Genomic DNA, 17,023 nt, shown 5'->3' on the forward strand with positions numbered 1-17,023 from the left:
GCGCGGCGTACAGACCATGATGAGGAGGATAACCGGGTGACAGCATCACTGATCTTACCCCCTGAACAATCTGCAAACTGTGCTTATTTTTTTGATCTCGATGGGACGCTGGCTGAGATCAAACCTTATCCAGACCAGGTCGTTGTCCCTCAGACAATCCTGCAGTTATTACATCAGTTGGCGACGCATAATGCGGGTGCGCTGGCATTGATTTCAGGGCGCTCGATGGTTGAGCTTGACGCGCTTACCACTCCCTTTCGTTTTCCGCTCGCCGGAGTGCATGGGGCAGAGCGCCGTGACATCAATGGTCAAACTCATATAGTGCGCCTGGCTGCGGCAATAGAGCGCGAAGCAGGAGAGCTATTAAGTACCGCCTTGGCGACGATGCCGGGTACAACGCTTGAAGCAAAAGGGATGGCGTTCGCACTGCACTATCGCCAGGCCCCGGAACATGAAGCGGCGCTAATTAATCTGGCTGAGCGCATCACGCTCAGATGGCCGCAGTTGGCTTTACAGCACGGAAAATGCGTTGTGGAGATAAAACCAAAGGGTACGAACAAAGGCGACGCAATTGCCGCATTTATGCAGGAAGCACCTTTTGCCGGACGGGTCCCCGTTTTTTTTGGTGACGATTTGACGGACGAAACAGGATTTGGCGTGGTTAATCGCGCTGGGGGCATTTCCGTGAAGGTGGGGAATGGAGCGACGCAGGCGACATGGCGTCTGGATGGCGTGAGTGATGTCTGGCACTGGCTGGAACAAATTAACTCTTCGCAGCAAGAATCGAAAGCAACGAATAACAGAAGAGGTGGCTATGAGTCGTTTAGTCGTAGTATCTAATCGTATCGCCTCACCCGATGACAAAGGGAGCGCAGGTGGGCTTGCCGTCGGTGTGCTTGGCGCGTTGAAGGCTGCTGGTGGCCTGTGGTTTGGCTGGAGTGGCGACACGGGTAATGAGGACAAACCATTAAAAAAAGTCACGCGTGGCAACATTACCTGGGCTTCGTTTAATTTGAGTGAACAGGATTACGAAGAGTATTACTGCCAGTTTTCTAATGCGGTTTTATGGCCTGCATTTCATTATCGCCTCGATTTGGTGCAGTTTCAGCGTCCTGCATGGGAGGGCTATCAGCGGGTGAATGCCTTGCTGGTAGATAAACTGCTGCCGCTGCTCAACGATGACGACATAATCTGGGTTCATGATTACCATCTGTTGCCGTTTGCCAGCGAACTGCGTAAACGCGGCGTGAATAACCGTATCGGTTTTTTCCTGCACATCCCTTTTCCGACGCCGGAAATCTTTAATGCCTTACCCCCACATCAGATGCTACTTGAGCAGATGTGTGATTTTGATTTACTCGGTTTCCAGACCGAGAACGATCGTCAGGCTTTTCTGGATTGTCTGGCAGCCCAGACTCAGGTAACCACTCAGAGCGAGCAGCACCACCGTGCATGGGGAAAAGCGTTTCGTACCCAGGTCTATCCCATCGGTATTGAGCCGGATGAGATCGCCCGCCAGGCTTCCGGACCTTTGCCGCCGAAGCTGGCGCAACTGAAAGCAGAACTCAAAAATGTGCAGAATATCTTCTCCGTTGAGCGTCTGGATTATTCTAAGGGTTTGCCGGAGCGCTTTCAGGCCTATGAGGCTTTGCTGGAACACTATCCGCAGCACCACGGTAAAATTCGCTACACCCAGATAGCGCCAACTTCGCGTGAAGAGGTGCAGGCCTACCAGGATATTCGGCACCAACTGGAGACTGAAGCGGGGAGGATTAACGGTAAATATGGGCAGTTGGGCTGGACGCCGCTCTATTATCTGAACCAGTACTTTGATCGTAAATTGCTGATGAAAATCTTCCGCTACTCTGATGTAGGGCTGGTGACGCCGCTGCGAGATGGTATGAACCTGGTCGCGAAAGAATTCGTGGCCGCGCAGGATCCTGCCAACCCCGGCGTGCTGGTGTTATCGCAATTTGCCGGGGCCGCGAATGAGCTAACTGCCGCGCTTATTGTTAATCCTTATGACCGCGACGAAGTGGCTGGCGCATTAAACCAGGCTCTGACGATGCCGCTTGCTGAGCGTATCTCCCGCCACGCTGAGATGCTCGAAACTATCATTAAAAACGATATCGATAACTGGCAGGCGAGGTTCATTTGCGATCTGGAAAAAGTTATCCAACGTCAGAGTAAACAGCCATTGCCAGACAACGTTTCTCCCTGCACTAAACTGGCGTAACGCTCAGAAAACGCAGGTCAATCTCCAGCCAGTGGAACCAGCAGAACATCCACGTGGCTGGCACCGATCACGCTTTTTGCTGAGCAGGATGCGCGCGAAAAGAAGCTGTGGTTATGGTTGCCATAAATGACCAGATCGACCGCGTGTTTACGGCATACATCCAGAATATGTTCATTCAGTGCCCCATAGGTAATAAAGGTATGCTCAATGGGGTACTGTGCTTCTTTGCTGAGCTTGTCGATAAAATCCTGAGTCTCCTCTTGCATCACTTCACGCAGGTCCTCCAGCATAGGTGCTGCAAACTGATTATACAGTTCAGGGTCTGAGACCAGGGTTATCAGGCTAATACGAGCGTTGACAGGGCGAGCGATTGAAACCGCCTTGGCTAACAACTGCTGGCTTTCAGGGGTGGCGGCAACGGCCACAAGAATGTGTGTATAGCTCATAACTCGCTCCTTTTTTCAAGAATTATGAGAGGGTTTCTCAGCATTGCTCGGCTTACTCCATACTGCAACGTTTCCTTCCCGGATAGTGTGAATGTCATCATGCTTATTCATTAATTATTCTTATAAATAGAATAATTGCGTCATATAACTTGGAAATACGTTCAGCTTACTTAAGTAAAACTCACCGCTAATGAAAACAATGTGTTAATTAAAAATTAACATAAGTTAACATTTAACGGGTTATCACTACCCGGTATTAATTAATCACCCTTAATATTTAAGTCATTGTTTATAAAGGATTTAATTAAAATAGTGTTTTACATTAAATATGTGATCAAGCTCGCTATTTCACAAGGTGATATTAACGTTTGTGAACAAAATACTATTCGCTTTTATTGCAAGAATATTCGTATGTCAGGAATTGAAATGGCGAACTTGAGATTAAAAAATAAGCAAAGTAAAAGCTGTGCTGATGGATTTATGTTAAGTGTTTAGCTGGTTTATGTGATCTATGTCACATATTCTTCAAATTCGCAGCATAGCTACGTTGTATGTGTAACGGGCGGCGGGTAGAGTTGCGTCGAATTAGGAAAAATCTTAGACATTTGTAAGAATTGATGTGAGCTTGTAAGGGGCGCGGCTTTCTGAAAAGGGAATGTTTAGACAACGCGTAAGTGCCGTCACGCTGCTATGTATTTGACCTTTTGCTTTTTTTTACCGGGCCTTCCCGGCGACATCACGGGGTGCGGTTTCACCGCATGAAAACAATGTTGGTTATTATGGATGCAAATAATGCATACATCCGAGTTGCTGAAACACATCTATGACATCAATTTGTCATATTTATTGCTTGCACAGCGTTTGATCGTTCAGGACAAAGCATCTGCGATGTTTCGCCTTGGTATCAGCGAAGAAATGGCGGACACGTTGGCAACATTAACACTACCACAAATGGTCAAACTGGCTGAAACAAACCAACTGGTCTGTCATTTCCGTTTCGACGATCACCAGACCGTTACTCGCCTGACGCAAGACTCCCGCGTTGACGATCTTCAGCAAATTCATACCGGTATCATGCTTTCAACGCGACTGTTAAGCGACATCGATGAAGCAGCGCGCAAGAAAAGGGCTTGATGATGAGCGAAAAAAGCATTGTTCAGGAAGCGCGTGATATCCAGCTAGCGATGGAATTAATCACATTGGGCGCCCGTTTGCAAATGCTGGAAAGCGAAACGCAATTAAGCCGTGGCCGACTTATCAAGCTGTATAAAGAATTACGCGGCAGCCCTCCGCCAAAAGGGATGCTGCCTTTCTCCACCGACTGGTTTATGACGTGGGAACAAAACATTCATGCTTCGATGTTTTGCAACGCATGGCAATTCCTGCTCAAAACTGGTTTGTGCAGCGGCGTGGATGCCGTGATCAAAGCGTATCGTTTATACCTTGAGCAGTGCCCGCAGCCAGAAGAAGGGCCACTGCTGGCGTTAACTCGCGCATGGACGTTGGTGCGTTTTGTCGACAGCGGATTGCTGGAGTTGTCCCGATGCAATTGCTGCGGTGGGAATTTTATTACCCACGCTCACCAACCCGCAGGCAGCTTTGCCTGCAGTTTATGCCAACCGCCATCACGCGCCGTAAAAAGACGTAAACTTTCCCAGAATGCTGCCGATATTATTCCACAACTGCTGGATGAACAGATCGAACAGGCTGTTTAACTGATACGGTGTGGACAAACACTCCAGCAGCGGTAAGCGATTACCGCTGCTTTTTTTTGTCCTGACCTCGAGTTAACTGCCCGACTGCGCATCCTGTCATAGTCAATTGCGAAAGGATGATGTCGTGCTTATCTTATTAGGTTACCTGGTTGTTATTGGTACAGTTTTCGGCGGTTACATGATGACCGGCGGACACCTTGGGGCACTCTATCAACCGGCTGAGCTGGTGATTATCGGTGGCGCGGGTATTGGGGCATTCATCGTCGGCAATAACGGGAAAGCCATTAAGGGGACGATGAAAGCCATCCCGATGCTTTTTCGTCGTTCAAAATACACCAAAGCGATGTATATGGATCTGCTGGCGCTGTTGTATCGCCTGATGGCCAAGTCACGTCAGCAGGGCATGTTCTCGCTTGAACGCGATATCGAAAACCCCAAAGAGAGTGAAATTTTCGCCAGCTATCCGCGCATTCTTGCTGATGCCGTGATGCTTGATTTCATTGTCGATTATCTGCGTCTGATCATCAGCGGCAACATGAACACGTTTGAAATTGAAGCGCTGATGGATGAAGAGATTGAGACTCACGAAAGTGAGGCCGAAGTCCCGGCCAACAGTCTGGCGATGGTGGGGGATTCATTACCGGCGTTCGGGATCGTGGCGGCGGTCATGGGGGTTGTCCATGCGCTGGCTTCTGCCGATCGTCCGGCGGCTGAACTGGGTTCGCTGATTGCACATGCCATGGTAGGGACATTCCTCGGTATTTTACTGGCCTATGGATTTATTTCTCCGCTTGCCAGCGTTCTGCGCCAGAAAAGCGCTGAAACCACCAAAATGATGCAGTGTGTGAAGATAACTCTGCTCTCCAATCTGAATGGTTACGCGCCGCCAATTGCCGTCGAATTTGGTCGTAAGACTCTGTATTCCAGCGAACGTCCATCGTTTATCGAACTGGAAGAGCATGTTCGTGCGGTGAGAAATCCAACTGCGCAGCAGACGACCGAGGACGCATGAAAAATCAGGCCCATCCCATTATCGTTGTAAAGCGACGCAAGCATAAAGGTCACGGTGGTGGGGCGCATGGTTCGTGGAAAATCGCCTACGCCGATTTTATGACCGCGATGATGGCCTTCTTTCTGGTGATGTGGCTCATTTCCATCTCTAGCCCTAAAGAATTGATCCAGATTGCCGAATATTTCCGTACGCCGCTGGCTACTGCGGTAACCGGGGGAAATCGTATTTCGAATAGCCAAAGTCCAATTCCAGGCGGCGGGGATGATTACACCCAGCAGCAGGGAGAGGTGAACAAGCAGCCGAATATCGATGATCTGAGAAAACGCATGGAACAAAGCCGCTTGAGCAAACTTCGCGGCGATCTCGATCAGTTGATTGAATCTGACCCCAAACTGCGTGCGCTGCGCCCGCATTTGAAAATTGATTTAGTTCAGGAAGGGCTGCGGATACAGATTATCGACAGTCAGAATCGCCCGATGTTTAAAACCGGTAGCGCTGAGGTGGAACCGTATATGCGCGATATCCTGCGAGCCATAGCGCCAGTGCTTAACGGCATTCCTAATCGAATCAGCCTTTCCGGCCATACGGATGATTACCCTTACGCCAATGGTGAAAAAGGGTATAGCAACTGGGAGTTGTCCGCCGATCGCGCTAACGCGTCGCGTCGCGAACTGGTTAGCGGCGGTCTGGATGATGGAAAAGTATTACGTGTGGTAGGTATGGCCGCCACGATGCGTCTGAGCGATCGCGGTCCTGAAGACGCTATCAACCGCCGTATTAGCCTGCTGGTTCTCAATAAGCAGGCGGAAGAGGCCATTTTGCATGAAAACGCTGAAAGCCAGAATGAGCCGGTAAGTGTCTTACAACAGCCAGCGGAACTCCCGCCGGCAAGCGTTCCCACATCGCCACCAGCCAATCCGAGGTGATAGCGTGAGCATGGATATAAGCGATTTTTATCAAACATTTTTTGATGAAGCTGACGAACTGTTGGCTGACATGGAGCAACACCTGCTTGATTTGGTTCCTGAAGCCCCGGATTCCGAACAGCTGAATGCAATTTTTCGTGCTGCGCACTCGATAAAAGGCGGGGCGGGCACCTTCGGCTTTACCATTTTGCAGGAAACGACCCATCTGATGGAAAACCTGCTGGATGAAGCGCGGCGTGGCGAGATGCAGCTCAATGCCGACATTATCAACCTGTTTTTGGAAACGAAAGATATTATGCAGGAACAGCTCGACGCCTATAAAAACTCAGAGGAGCCGGATGCCGCCAGCTTTGAGTACATTTGTAATGCGTTACGACAGCTAGCGCTCGAAGCGAAAGGTGAAACCGCACCGGCAGTCGTCAACACCGCAAAACTGAGCGTTGTTGACAGCGCTGCAATGCAGGAAGAGGCGGTTGCACAGCCTGAGTCCGCAAGCGAAGAGAGCAAGAAACGCATTATTCTCACGCGCCTGAAAGCCAATGAAGTGGATTTACTGGAAGAGGAGCTGGGGAACCTGGCGACCTTAACCGATGTGGTGAAAGGGAGCGACACGTTGTCAGCAACGCTTGATGGCAACCTCGCGGAAGATGACATCATCGCGGTGCTGTGCTTTGTGATTGAAGCTGATCAGATTGAATTCGAAACCGTCAGCGCAGCGCCCGCAGCCGTTGAAACTGAAGCTGAAGCTGAAGCTGAAGCAGAAACGGTAGCCGTTGTCGCGAAGCCGCAGCCGGTTGCCGTTGCGCCAGCGGCAAAAGCCGCCGCCAGTGAAGCGCCAAACGGACGCGCGGAACGCGACAAACCCGCCCGTGCCAGCGAGTCGACCAGCATCCGCGTAGCGGTTGAGAAGGTCGATCAGCTCATTAACCTGGTCGGTGAGTTGGTCATCACCCAGTCTATGCTGGCACAACGTTCTAACGAACTGGATCCCGTCAATCATGGCGATCTCATCACCAGTATGGGTCAGTTACAACGTAACGCCCGCGACTTGCAAGAGTCGGTGATGTCGATTCGTATGATGCCCATGGAGTATGTGTTCAGCCGTTTTCCGCGTCTGGTGCGTGACCTGGCCGGTAAGCTGGGTAAACAGGTCGAACTGACACAGGTGGGAAGCTCAACCGAACTCGACAAGAGCCTGATTGAACGCATCATCGATCCGTTGACGCACCTGGTGCGTAACAGCCTCGATCACGGTATTGAACTGCCGGAAAAACGCCTTGAAGCCGGGAAAAGCCCAATCGGTAATCTGACGCTTTCCGCGGAGCACCAGGGCGGGAATATCTGTATTGAAGTCACCGATGATGGCGCCGGTCTGAACCGTGAACGAATCCTCGCCAAAGCTATCTCCCAGGGGATGCCGATCCACGAAAACATGAGCGATGACGAAGTCGGTATGCTGATCTTCGCTCCGGGCTTCTCGACTGCTGAACAGGTGACGGATGTCTCTGGCCGCGGCGTGGGTATGGATGTGGTGAAGCGAAATATCCAGGAGATGGGGGGCCATGTTGAGATCCAGTCCAAACAGGGACAGGGGACGACTATCCGAATTCTGCTGCCGCTGACGCTGGCGATCCTCGACGGCATGTCCGTGCGCGTGGCCGACGAAGTCTTTATTCTGCCGCTGAATGCCGTTATGGAATCACTGCAACCGCGCGAAGAAGATCTCCATCCGCTGGCCGGAGGAGAGCGCGTGCTGGAAGTGCGTGGCGAATATTTACCGCTGGTTGAGCTGTGGAAAGTCTTTGAGGTTGAAGGCGCAAAAACCGAAGCGACTCAAGGTATTGTGGTGATTTTGCAAAGTGCAGGGCGTCGCTACGCGCTGCTGGTCGATCAGTTAATTGGTCAACACCAGGTGGTCGTCAAAAACCTGGAAAGCAACTACCGCAAAGTGCCAGGTATTTCTGCAGCAACGATCCTCGGCGACGGCAGCGTCGCGCTGATTGTCGATGTCTCTGCATTGCAGGGATTAAACCGCGAACAACGTGTGGCGATCACAGCCGCCTGATTGAGTGAGAAGGGAATAATATGACCGGTATGAGTAATGTAACTAAACTGGCCGGCGAACCGTCAGGTCAGGAATTCCTCGTGTTTACGCTGGGGGATGAAGAGTACGGTATCGATATCCTGAAAGTGCAGGAAATCCGTGGGTACGATCAGGTGACGCGTATTGCTAACACGCCTGCGTTTATCAAAGGTGTCACCAATCTGCGCGGTGTGATTGTGCCGATTGTTGACCTGCGCGTGAAGTTTAGCCAGAGCGATGTGGATTACAACGAAAACACCGTGGTGATTGTGTTGAATCTGGGCCAGCGGGTGGTCGGGATTGTGGTCGATGGCGTCTCGGATGTGCTGTCGCTGACAACGGATCAAATCCGTCCGGCACCGGAATTTGCCGTAACGCTGTCGACGGAATACTTGACGGGACTGGGGGCTCTGGGTGACCGGATGCTGATCCTGGTTAACATTGAGAAGCTGCTCAATAGCGAAGAAATGGCGCTGCTGGATATTGCCGCCAGTCACGTCGCGTAACCGCTATACCCTATCCGGCCTACAATGATTGCTGTTGTAGGCCGGATACGCGTAGCACATCCGGCAGATTTCCCTTTACGCTTCCCGCTCAACCAGCTCCGGTTCTTCTTCCAGTAAACCCTCATCTTGTGCCAGCATCGCCGTTGCAATCCCGTTACCTAATACGTTGATTGCTGAACGTCCCATATCCAGGAAGTGGTCAATACCCATCAGTAACAGAATCCCGGCAACCGGAATATTAAAGCTCGGAATGGTTGCTGCCAGCACCACCAGCGCAGAACGCGGCACGCCGGCAATCCCTTTTGACGCCAGCATCAGCGTCAGCATCAGGACGGTGATTTCTGCAAAGGAGAGGTGAATGTTATAGGCCTGCGCGATAAACATTGAGGCAAATGAACAGTAAACCATCGAGCCGACCAGGTTAAATGAATAACCGATAGGTAATACAAATGACACGATGTTGGGCGAGCAACCAAATTTGGTTAATTGCTCCAGCGTTTTCGGATAGGCGGCTTCCGAGCTACTGGTAGTAAATGCGACCAGAACCGGATCTTTCAGCATGCTTACCAGACGAAAAACCTCTTTTTTCAGCATGACATAACCGACCGCCAGCAGAACCAGGCAGGTCAGCAAAATAGCCACATAGTAGCCGCCGATGAACGACGCATAGTTAAGCAGGATCCCCAGACCCTGGGTGGAGATAACGGAGGAAATGGCGGCGAAAATGGCCAGCGGCGCAACGTACATCACGTAGCCAGTCACCTTCAGCATAATGTGGGAGACCACATCCAGCGCGGCAACCAGCGGGGCATTGAATTTCTCACCAAGGGATGCGCCACCAATACCGAAGAACATCGAGAACACCACAATTTGCAGGATCTCATTGTTGGCCATCGCCCCGGCTATGCTGGTTGGGATGGTGTGAGTCAGGAAACCTTTCAGGCTCATGCCGCTCACGGCCAGGCCGGTATCAGTGGCTTCCAGCGGGATCGCCAGGTTCAGCCCGCTGCCGGGTTGCTCAAGAGAAACCACAAACAGACCGACTAGAATAGACAGTATGGAAGAGCTGATAAACCAGATCATCGCTTTGCCGCCTACGCGCCCGATGGTGGACGTTTCCCCCAGGCGCATAATACCGACGGTCAGGGTGCTGAATACTAAAGGTGCGATCACCATTTTAATCAGGCGCAAAAAGATGTCGGTGAGAAGCGTAATATTATCGGCCCAGGCGGTCACTACGCCGGGGGCGGCATAAGAGTGGATCACCGCCCCTGACAGGATCCCCGCCAGCATGAAGATCACGATAAACAACGTGAGTTTGTTTGCATTTGCCACTAAAAAGCCCTCAGTAAGGATTTAACATTTATTGTTCGGTTACTCATTTTTTATATTTATTAATTGGTAACTAAGTATTCATCATATAAATTGAATTAAAGCGCCAGCTGATACAACTTTTTTTAATTTTTTATCCATTTTGTTGTGGTGCAGAGGATATGTATTTGTGATCCTGGTCACGAAATAATGACTATTTCATCCAATATGACCGCGCCCACAGATAAATTTGAATGTTATTCACATGATAATTGTGACGTTTTTATGTGAATGATTTGTGGTTGCCGTTCACCCGTCTTACCTTCCTTCCGCGAGGCTTCACGTCCCTTCAGGATTTCCTTTTCGCAAACGTAAAGTTATCTCAGCGACTGCCGATAACGTTGATAACTCGTTTTCAGGAAGGTGCCTTATGTTTAACCGTATCCGCGTTGTCACAATGCTGATGATGGTGCTGGGGGTTTTCGCACTGCTACAGCTTGTTTCCGGTGGTCTGTTGTTTTCTTCATTGCAGCAGAATCAGCAAAGTTTTGTTATTTCTAACGATCTTCGACAGCAGCAAAGTGAACTCACCTCAACATGGGATCTGATGCTGCAAACACGTATCAATTTAAGCCGTTCTTCTGCTCGCATGATGATGGACGCGTCCAACCAGCAAAGCAGCGCGAAAAACGATCTGCTGAAGAATGCGAAAGCATCGTTGGCGCAGGCCGAAACACATTACGCAAAATTTAAAAACATCACACCGTTACCCGAGATGGCAGAAGCCAGCGGCAACGTTGAGGAGAAATATCAGCAGTACCATGCGGCCTTAACCGAACTGGTTCAGTTTCTGGAGAACGGCAATATGGATGCCTATTTCGCGCAACCGACTCAGGGAATGCAAAACGCGCTCGGTGAGGCGCTGGGCAAGTACGCCAGCGTTAGCGAAAAGCTTTACGCTCAGGCATTCGATAAAAGTGCGCGGGATTACCATTTCGCCCAATGGCAGCTTGGTGTGCTGGCCGTAGTGCTGGTGCTGATTCTGGTGGTGGTGTGGTACGGCATCCGCCATACCCTGCTTAATCCTCTGTCTCGCGTCATTGCCCATATTCGGGAAATCGCCAGCGGTAACCTGACCGCGACCCTGGCCGTCAGCGGTCGTAATGAAATCGGCGAGCTGGCCAGTACGGTTGATCATATGCAGCGCTCGCTGACGGAAACCGTCACCCTGGTGCGTGAAGGTTCTGATGCGATTTATTCCGGGACCAGCGAAATTGCCAGCGGGAACACCGACCTTTCATCTCGTACTGAACAGCAGGCCTCTGCGCTGGAAGAGACCGCAGCCAGCATGGAACAGTTGACCGCAACCGTGAAGCAAAATGCGGACAACGCGCGTCAGGCCTCGCAACTGGCGAAAAGCGCCTCCGATACCGCACAGCATGGCGGCAAAGTGGTTGATAGCGTGGTGAACACCATGCACGAAATCGCCGATAGCTCGAAGAAAATCGCCGACATCATCAGCGTTATTGATGGTATTGCTTTTCAGACCAACATTCTCGCACTGAACGCGGCGGTTGAAGCGGCGCGTGCCGGTGAACAAGGCCGTGGCTTTGCTGTGGTTGCGGGCGAAGTGCGTAATCTGGCAAGTCGCAGTGCGCAGGCAGCGAAAGAGATCAAAGCGTTGATTGAGGATTCGGTTTCCCGAGTGGATACCGGGTCCGTATTGGTAGAAAGCGCAGGCGAAACGATGAACGACATCGTAAATGCCGTAACGCGGGTGACCGACATTATGGGCGAGATTGCCTCGGCCTCCGACGAGCAAAGCCGGGGGATTGATCAGGTGGCGCTCGCGGTATCCGAGATGGATCGCGTTACGCAGCAGAACGCCTCGTTGGTACAGGAATCGGCTGCCGCTGCCGCTGCTCTTGAAGAACAGGCCAGCCGCCTGACGCAGTCGGTGTCGACTTTCCGCCTTGCGTCACGTCCGGCGTCGGCTAAGCCGCGCGATACACGATTACCTGCAACGGCGGCCGCATCCTATCCGCGCCAGAACAATGAGCAAGATACGAATTGGGAAACATTTTGACTGATAGTTAAACCGCGGCCAGTGCCGCCCAATGGGAGCGTTGATGTTTAATCGTATTCGAATTTCGACCACGCTGTTTTTGATTTTAATCCTCTGCGGTGTTTTGCAGATTGGCAGTAATGGCTTGTCCTTCTGGGCATTTCGGGACGGTTTTCAGAACCTGAATCAGGTCGAACGAAGTAATCAGCAACGCGCTGCGCTGGCCCAAACCCGCGCTGTGTTATTACAGGCCAGTACGGCCCTTAATAAGGCAGGGACGCTGACCGCCCTGAGCTATCCGCCAGAGGATATCAACACGCTGATGACCCTCGCACGTGATAGCCTGGCGCAGTCTGAATTGATGTTTAAACGCTTTATGGCGACATCGGATACGACGGCACAAGGAAAGGCGCTGTTTGGCGCAACGGAGAAAACTTTCAGCCAATGGCACAGCGCTCTTGCGCATCAGGCCACCTGGCTTGAAAACAATCAGTTGTCAGATTTTCTGACCGCGCCGGTGCAGGCTGCTCAGGATGCTTTTGATGCAAATGTGAATGCGTGGCAGAGCAACATCGATCGCGTGTTGCAAACGGCAGGAGAGCAGAGCCAGCGAAATTACCATATGTCGGGGGTGATTTTCGCCACCATGGTGGTACTGGCGGCACTGCTCACCAGCGGTGCGCTGTACTGGTCACGCAAGATGATTGTCCAGCCGCTGGCTATCGTGGGCAGTCATTTCGACAGCATTGCCGCGGGTAATCTGGCCCGGCCGGTAGCGGTTTATGGGCGCAATGAGATCTCAGCCATTTTTGCCAGTCTGAAGAAGATGCAGCAGGCACTGCGTGAAACGGTAAGCGAAGTACGCCAGGGCAGCTCAGCCATGCATAGCGGTATTTCAGAAATCGCGATGGGCAATAACGATTTGTCTTCGCGCACTGAACAGCAGGCGGCCGCGCTGGCGCAAACGGCAGCCAGCATGGAACAACTGACCGCCACCGTAGGACAGAATGCGGATAACGCGCGCCAGGCGTCAGGAATTGCCAAAAGTGCGGCAGATACAGCGCATAAAGGCGGCGAACAGACGTCCCGGGTCGCCAGCACAATGCATGAGATTTCCGCGAGCTCGCAGAAAATTGGCGACATCATCGGCGTGATTGACAGCATTGCCTTTCAGACCAATATCCTCGCGCTGAATGCTGCGGTTGAGGCCGCTCGCGCGGGTGAGCAGGGGCGTGGTTTTGCCGTGGTTGCGGGCGAAGTGCGCAATCTGGCAAGCCGTAGCGCACAGGCGGCGAAAGAAATTAAGGGTCTCATTGAGGAGTCTGTCACCCGAGTGCATCAGGGCTCGCAGTTGGTTGATATGGCAGCGCGCACCATGACGGAAATTGTCAGCTCGGTTACCCGGGTTAACGACATCATGGGCGAGATTGCCTCTGCTTCTGATGAACAGCGCAGAGGCATCGAGCAGGTGGCGCAGGCCGTCAGCCAGATGGACTCTGTGACGCAGCAAAACGCCGGGCTGGTGGAAGAAGCCGCATCCGCCACCGGACAACTTGCCATGCAGGCCGATAATCTTTCTGCCTGTGTCGCATTTTTTAAGCTTGAAGAGCAAACCGTAGCAAAACAAGAATTGGCGCAGCCGCAGGTTGTGCCCGTTGTATCCTGAATGTGATTGAGAAGGCGCTATGACATCATCTCTGCCCCCTGGGCAAACGTCATTATTGTTACAGATGACACAGCGCCTCGCGCTGTCTGACGCGCATTTTCGTCGGATATGTCAATTAATCTACCAGCGTGCGGGGATCGTGCTGGCCGACCATAAGCGGGACATGGTTTATAACCGCCTGGTCCGCCGTCTGCGAACCCTGGGACTGGATGACTTTGGTCGCTATCTCAGCATGCTGGAAGCTAACCAGAACAGTGCTGAGTGGCAGGCTTTTATTAACTCCCTGACTACCAATCTGACCGCGTTTTTTCGCGAAGGGCATCATTTTCCAGTGCTGTCAGATCATGCTCGTCGGCGCAGTGGTGAATACCGTGTCTGGAGCGCGGCGGCGTCAACCGGAGAAGAGCCGTACAGCATTGCGATTACGCTCGCCGATACCTTAGGTATGGCTCCGGGCCGCTGGCGTGTTTTTGCCAGCGACATTGATACCGAAGTGCTGGAAAAAGCCAGAAGCGGCATCTACCGCCTTGATGAGCTAAAGACGCTGTCACCGCAGCAGCTACAGCGTTATTTCATGCGCGGCACCGGACCGCATGAAGGACTGGTACGCGTTCGGCAGGAACTGGCGGGGCATGTTGAATTTTCCAGCGTGAATTTACTGGATAAGCAGTACAACGTGCCAGGCCCCTTCGATGCCATATTTTGCCGTAACGTGATGATCTATTTTGATAAAACGACGCAGCAGGACATTTTGCACCGTTTTGTTCCACTTCTTAAACCAGATGGGCTGCTGTTTGCAGGTCATTCAGAAAACTTTAGCAACCTCGTGCGCGAGTTTAGCTTGCGTGGACAGACGGTGTATGCGCATGCGCCAGGTAAGGATAAAGCATGAGTAAAATCAGGGTTTTATCGGTTGATGATTCTGCATTGATGCGTCAAATCATGACCGAAATTATTAACAGCCACAGTGATATGGAAATGGTGGCGACGGCGCCGGATCCGTTGGTTGCCCGGGATTTAATCAAAAAATTCAATCCCGACGTCCTGACGCTGGATGTGGAAATGCCGCGCATGGACGGCCTCGACTTTCTTGAGAAACTGATGCGTCTGCGTCCGATGCCAGTGGTTATGGTCTCTTCGCTGACCGGTAAAGGTTCTGAGGTCACGCTGCGGGCGCTGGAGTTGGGGGCGATTGATTTTGTCACCAAACCACAGTTGGGGATCCGTGAAGGGATGTTGGCCTACAGCGAAATGATCGCTGAGAAGATCCGCACCGCGTCGCGGGCAAAACTGGCGGCCCACAAACCCATGACGGCACAGGTGACCTTGAAAGCGGGGCCGTTACTCAGTTCTGAAAAACTGCTGGCGATTGGCGCCTCAACCGGAGGAACAGAGGCAATTCGCCATGTACTCCAGCCATTGCCGCTTTCAAGTCCCGGTATTCTTATTACCCAGCATATGCCACCAGGATTTACCCGCTCATTCGCCGAGCGTCTGAACAAACTGTGTCAGATCACCGTGAAAGAGGCTGAGGACGGGGAGCGCGTGCTTCCAGGGCATGCGTATATCGCCCCTGGTGACAAGCATATGGAACTGGCGCGCAGCGGGGCGAACTACCAGATCAAAATTCATGATGGTCCACCGGTTAACCGGCATCGGCCTTCAGTGGATGTGCTGTTCCATTCGGTGGCAAAACATGCGGGGCGTAATGCCGTGGGAGTGATCCTGACGGGTATGGGCAACGATGGCGCCGCCGGAATGTTAGCGATGAACCAGGCGGGTGCCTGGACCATTGCGCAAAACGAAGCAAGTTGTGTGGTGTTCGGCATGCCGCGCGAGGCCATCAATATGGGTGGCGTAAGCGAAGTGGTCGATCTTAGCCAGGTAAGCCAGCAAATGCTGGCGAAAATCAGTGCCGGACAGGCAATACGTATTTGAATCAGGAGTTTATTTTTTATGGCGGATAAAGAGCTTAAGTTTTTGGTTGTGGATGACTTTTCCACCATGCGTCGCATCGTGCGTAACCTGCTCAAAGAACTGGGTTTCAACAATGTTGAAGAGGCCGAAGACGGCGTGGACGCGCTGAATAAGCTGCAGGCTGGGGGATTTGGTTTTGTCATTTCCGACTGGAATATGCCGAACATGGATGGCCTGGAACTGCTGAAAACCATTCGCGCTGATGGCGGAATGTCCGCCCTGCCGGTGCTGATGGTTACGGCGGAAGCGAAGAAAGAGAATATCATTGCGGCGGCACAGGCTGGCGCCAGTGGCTATGTCGTGAAACCGTTCACGGCGGCGACGCTAGAAGAGAAACTCAATAAAATCTTTGAGAAACTGGGCATGTGAGGGTGTGATAATGATGATGCAACCACAAATTAAACCTGCTGACGAACATTCAGCCGGGGACATCATCGCGCGCATCGGCAGTTTGACCCGAATGCTGCGCGACAGCCTGCGTGAACTGGGGCTGGATCAGGCTATTGCCGAAGCGGCAGAAGCGATTCCCGATGCCCGCGATCGTCTCGATTACGTTGTGCAGATGACCGCACAGGCGGCAGAGCGCGCGTTGAACAGTGTGGAAGCTTCGCAGCCGCACCAGGACGCGATGGAAAAAGGGGCCAAAGACCTGACCAAACGCTGGGATGAATGGTTCGAAAATCCGATCGAGCTGTCTGACGCCCGTGAACTGGTCACCGATACCCGCCAGTTCCTGGGTGATGTGCCAGGGCATACCAGCTTTACTAACGCTCAACTGCTGGACATCATGATGGCGCAGGATTTCCAGGACCTCACCGGTCAGGTCATCAAGCGCATGATGGATGTTATCCAGGAGATTGAACGTCAGCTGCTGATGGTTCTGTTGGAAAACATTCCAGAGCAGGGCGCTCGTCCGAAACGTGAAAACGAAAGCTTGCTTAACGGCCCGCAGGTTGACACCTCAAAAGCCGGCGTGGTGGCAAGTCAGGATCAGGTTGACGACCTGCTGGATAGCCTCGGGTTCTGATCCGTAGCGTTTTTATTTGCTGGCCCGGCAGGCGCTCGCCGCCGGGCATTCTA

The 17,023-nt window shown here is 52.2% G+C and carries 16 protein-coding genes; 14 read left to right on the top strand and 2 right to left on the bottom strand.

Annotated features, from left to right (window positions below; genetic code table 11):
- The first annotated feature begins 36 nt into the window (after positions 1-36).
- Together otsB and otsA are read left to right on the top strand one after the other, a co-directional pair.
- Complete coding sequence (gene otsB / locus FDW87_RS17820) at positions 37-840, top strand: trehalose-phosphatase (protein WP_049269079.1); 804 nt, start codon at positions 37-39, stop codon at positions 838-840.
- Positions 815-2,236: an alpha,alpha-trehalose-phosphate synthase gene (gene otsA, locus FDW87_RS17825; protein ID WP_046275658.1), complete on the top strand. Its 1,422-nt coding sequence runs from the start codon at positions 815-817 to the stop codon at positions 2,234-2,236. Before otsB ends, otsA begins: the two co-directional genes overlap by 26 nt.
- 17 nt (positions 2,237-2,253) lie before the next feature.
- Here the strand turns inward: otsA and uspC are convergent, their stop codons facing one another.
- Positions 2,254-2,682, bottom strand: coding sequence for a universal stress protein UspC (gene uspC, locus FDW87_RS17830; RefSeq protein WP_016153445.1), 429 nt, complete (start codon positions 2,680-2,682; stop codon positions 2,254-2,256).
- 792 nt (positions 2,683-3,474) lie between these two features.
- Between uspC and flhD the strand changes: the two genes are divergently transcribed.
- The 6 genes from flhD (at position 3,475) to cheW (ending at position 8,924) form a co-directional block, all read left to right on the top strand.
- Complete coding sequence (gene flhD, locus FDW87_RS17840) at positions 3,475-3,816, top strand: flagellar transcriptional regulator FlhD (protein ID WP_016153444.1); 342 nt, start codon at positions 3,475-3,477, stop codon at positions 3,814-3,816.
- A complete protein-coding gene (gene flhC / locus FDW87_RS17845; protein WP_085951062.1) occupies positions 3,813-4,397 on the top strand; it encodes a flagellar transcriptional regulator FlhC in 585 nt (194 codons plus the stop codon). The genes flhD and flhC overlap by 4 nt, the downstream gene beginning before the upstream one ends.
- A gap of 124 nt (positions 4,398-4,521) precedes the next feature.
- Positions 4,522-5,409, top strand: a complete 888-nt coding sequence (gene motA / locus FDW87_RS17850) for a flagellar motor stator protein MotA (protein ID WP_016153442.1) — start codon at positions 4,522-4,524, stop codon at positions 5,407-5,409.
- On the top strand, positions 5,406-6,335 hold the full coding sequence (gene motB, locus FDW87_RS17855) for a flagellar motor protein MotB (protein WP_016153441.1): 930 nt from the start codon (positions 5,406-5,408) through the stop codon (positions 6,333-6,335). The genes motA and motB overlap by 4 nt, the downstream gene beginning before the upstream one ends.
- A gap of 4 nt (positions 6,336-6,339) precedes the next feature.
- Positions 6,340-8,400 (top strand): chemotaxis protein CheA, encoded by a 2,061-nt coding sequence (gene cheA / locus FDW87_RS17860; RefSeq protein ID WP_137380027.1) that lies wholly within the window; start codon positions 6,340-6,342, stop codon positions 8,398-8,400.
- 20 nt (positions 8,401-8,420) lie between these two features.
- Entirely contained in the window at positions 8,421-8,924 is a 504-nt protein-coding gene (cheW, locus tag FDW87_RS17865; protein WP_003034638.1) for a chemotaxis protein CheW, read from the top strand.
- A 75-nt stretch (positions 8,925-8,999) separates the two neighbouring features.
- On the opposite strand, the gene FDW87_RS17870 is transcribed toward cheW, so the two are convergent.
- A complete protein-coding gene (locus FDW87_RS17870) occupies positions 9,000-10,259 on the bottom strand; it encodes a dicarboxylate/amino acid:cation symporter (RefSeq protein ID WP_047358309.1) in 1,260 nt (419 codons plus the stop codon).
- A gap of 406 nt (positions 10,260-10,665) precedes the next feature.
- Here FDW87_RS17870 and tar point away from each other — a divergent pair, with 406 nt between their 5' ends.
- From tar to cheZ, 6 genes are read left to right on the top strand one after another with little or no spacing between them, the layout of a single operon-like run.
- Positions 10,666-12,321, top strand: a complete 1,656-nt coding sequence (tar, locus tag FDW87_RS17875; RefSeq protein ID WP_046275660.1) for a methyl-accepting chemotaxis protein II — start codon at positions 10,666-10,668, stop codon at positions 12,319-12,321.
- A gap of 43 nt (positions 12,322-12,364) precedes the next feature.
- Positions 12,365-13,966 carry a methyl-accepting chemotaxis protein IV gene (gene tap / locus FDW87_RS17880; protein ID WP_019077046.1) on the top strand — a complete coding sequence of 534 codons (1,602 nt, stop codon included), beginning with the start codon at positions 12,365-12,367 and terminating at the stop codon, positions 13,964-13,966.
- A 19-nt stretch (positions 13,967-13,985) separates the two neighbouring features.
- Positions 13,986-14,858, top strand: coding sequence for a protein-glutamate O-methyltransferase CheR (gene cheR, locus FDW87_RS17885; RefSeq protein WP_016153436.1), 873 nt, complete (start codon positions 13,986-13,988; stop codon positions 14,856-14,858).
- On the top strand, positions 14,855-15,904 hold the full coding sequence (locus FDW87_RS17890) for a chemotaxis response regulator protein-glutamate methylesterase (RefSeq protein ID WP_016153435.1): 1,050 nt from the start codon (positions 14,855-14,857) through the stop codon (positions 15,902-15,904). The genes cheR and FDW87_RS17890 overlap by 4 nt, the downstream gene beginning before the upstream one ends.
- A gap of 18 nt (positions 15,905-15,922) precedes the next feature.
- Positions 15,923-16,312: a chemotaxis response regulator CheY gene (gene cheY / locus FDW87_RS17895; protein ID WP_016153434.1), complete on the top strand. Its 390-nt coding sequence runs from the start codon at positions 15,923-15,925 to the stop codon at positions 16,310-16,312.
- A gap of 13 nt (positions 16,313-16,325) precedes the next feature.
- Positions 16,326-16,970: a protein phosphatase CheZ gene (gene cheZ, locus FDW87_RS17900; protein ID WP_029139578.1), complete on the top strand. Its 645-nt coding sequence runs from the start codon at positions 16,326-16,328 to the stop codon at positions 16,968-16,970.
- Positions 16,971-17,023: the final 53 nt, after the last annotated feature.

The organism is Citrobacter sp. wls826 (assembly GCF_005281245.1).
In the GTDB taxonomy this organism is placed as follows: Bacteria; Pseudomonadota; Gammaproteobacteria; order Enterobacterales; family Enterobacteriaceae; genus Citrobacter; species Citrobacter braakii.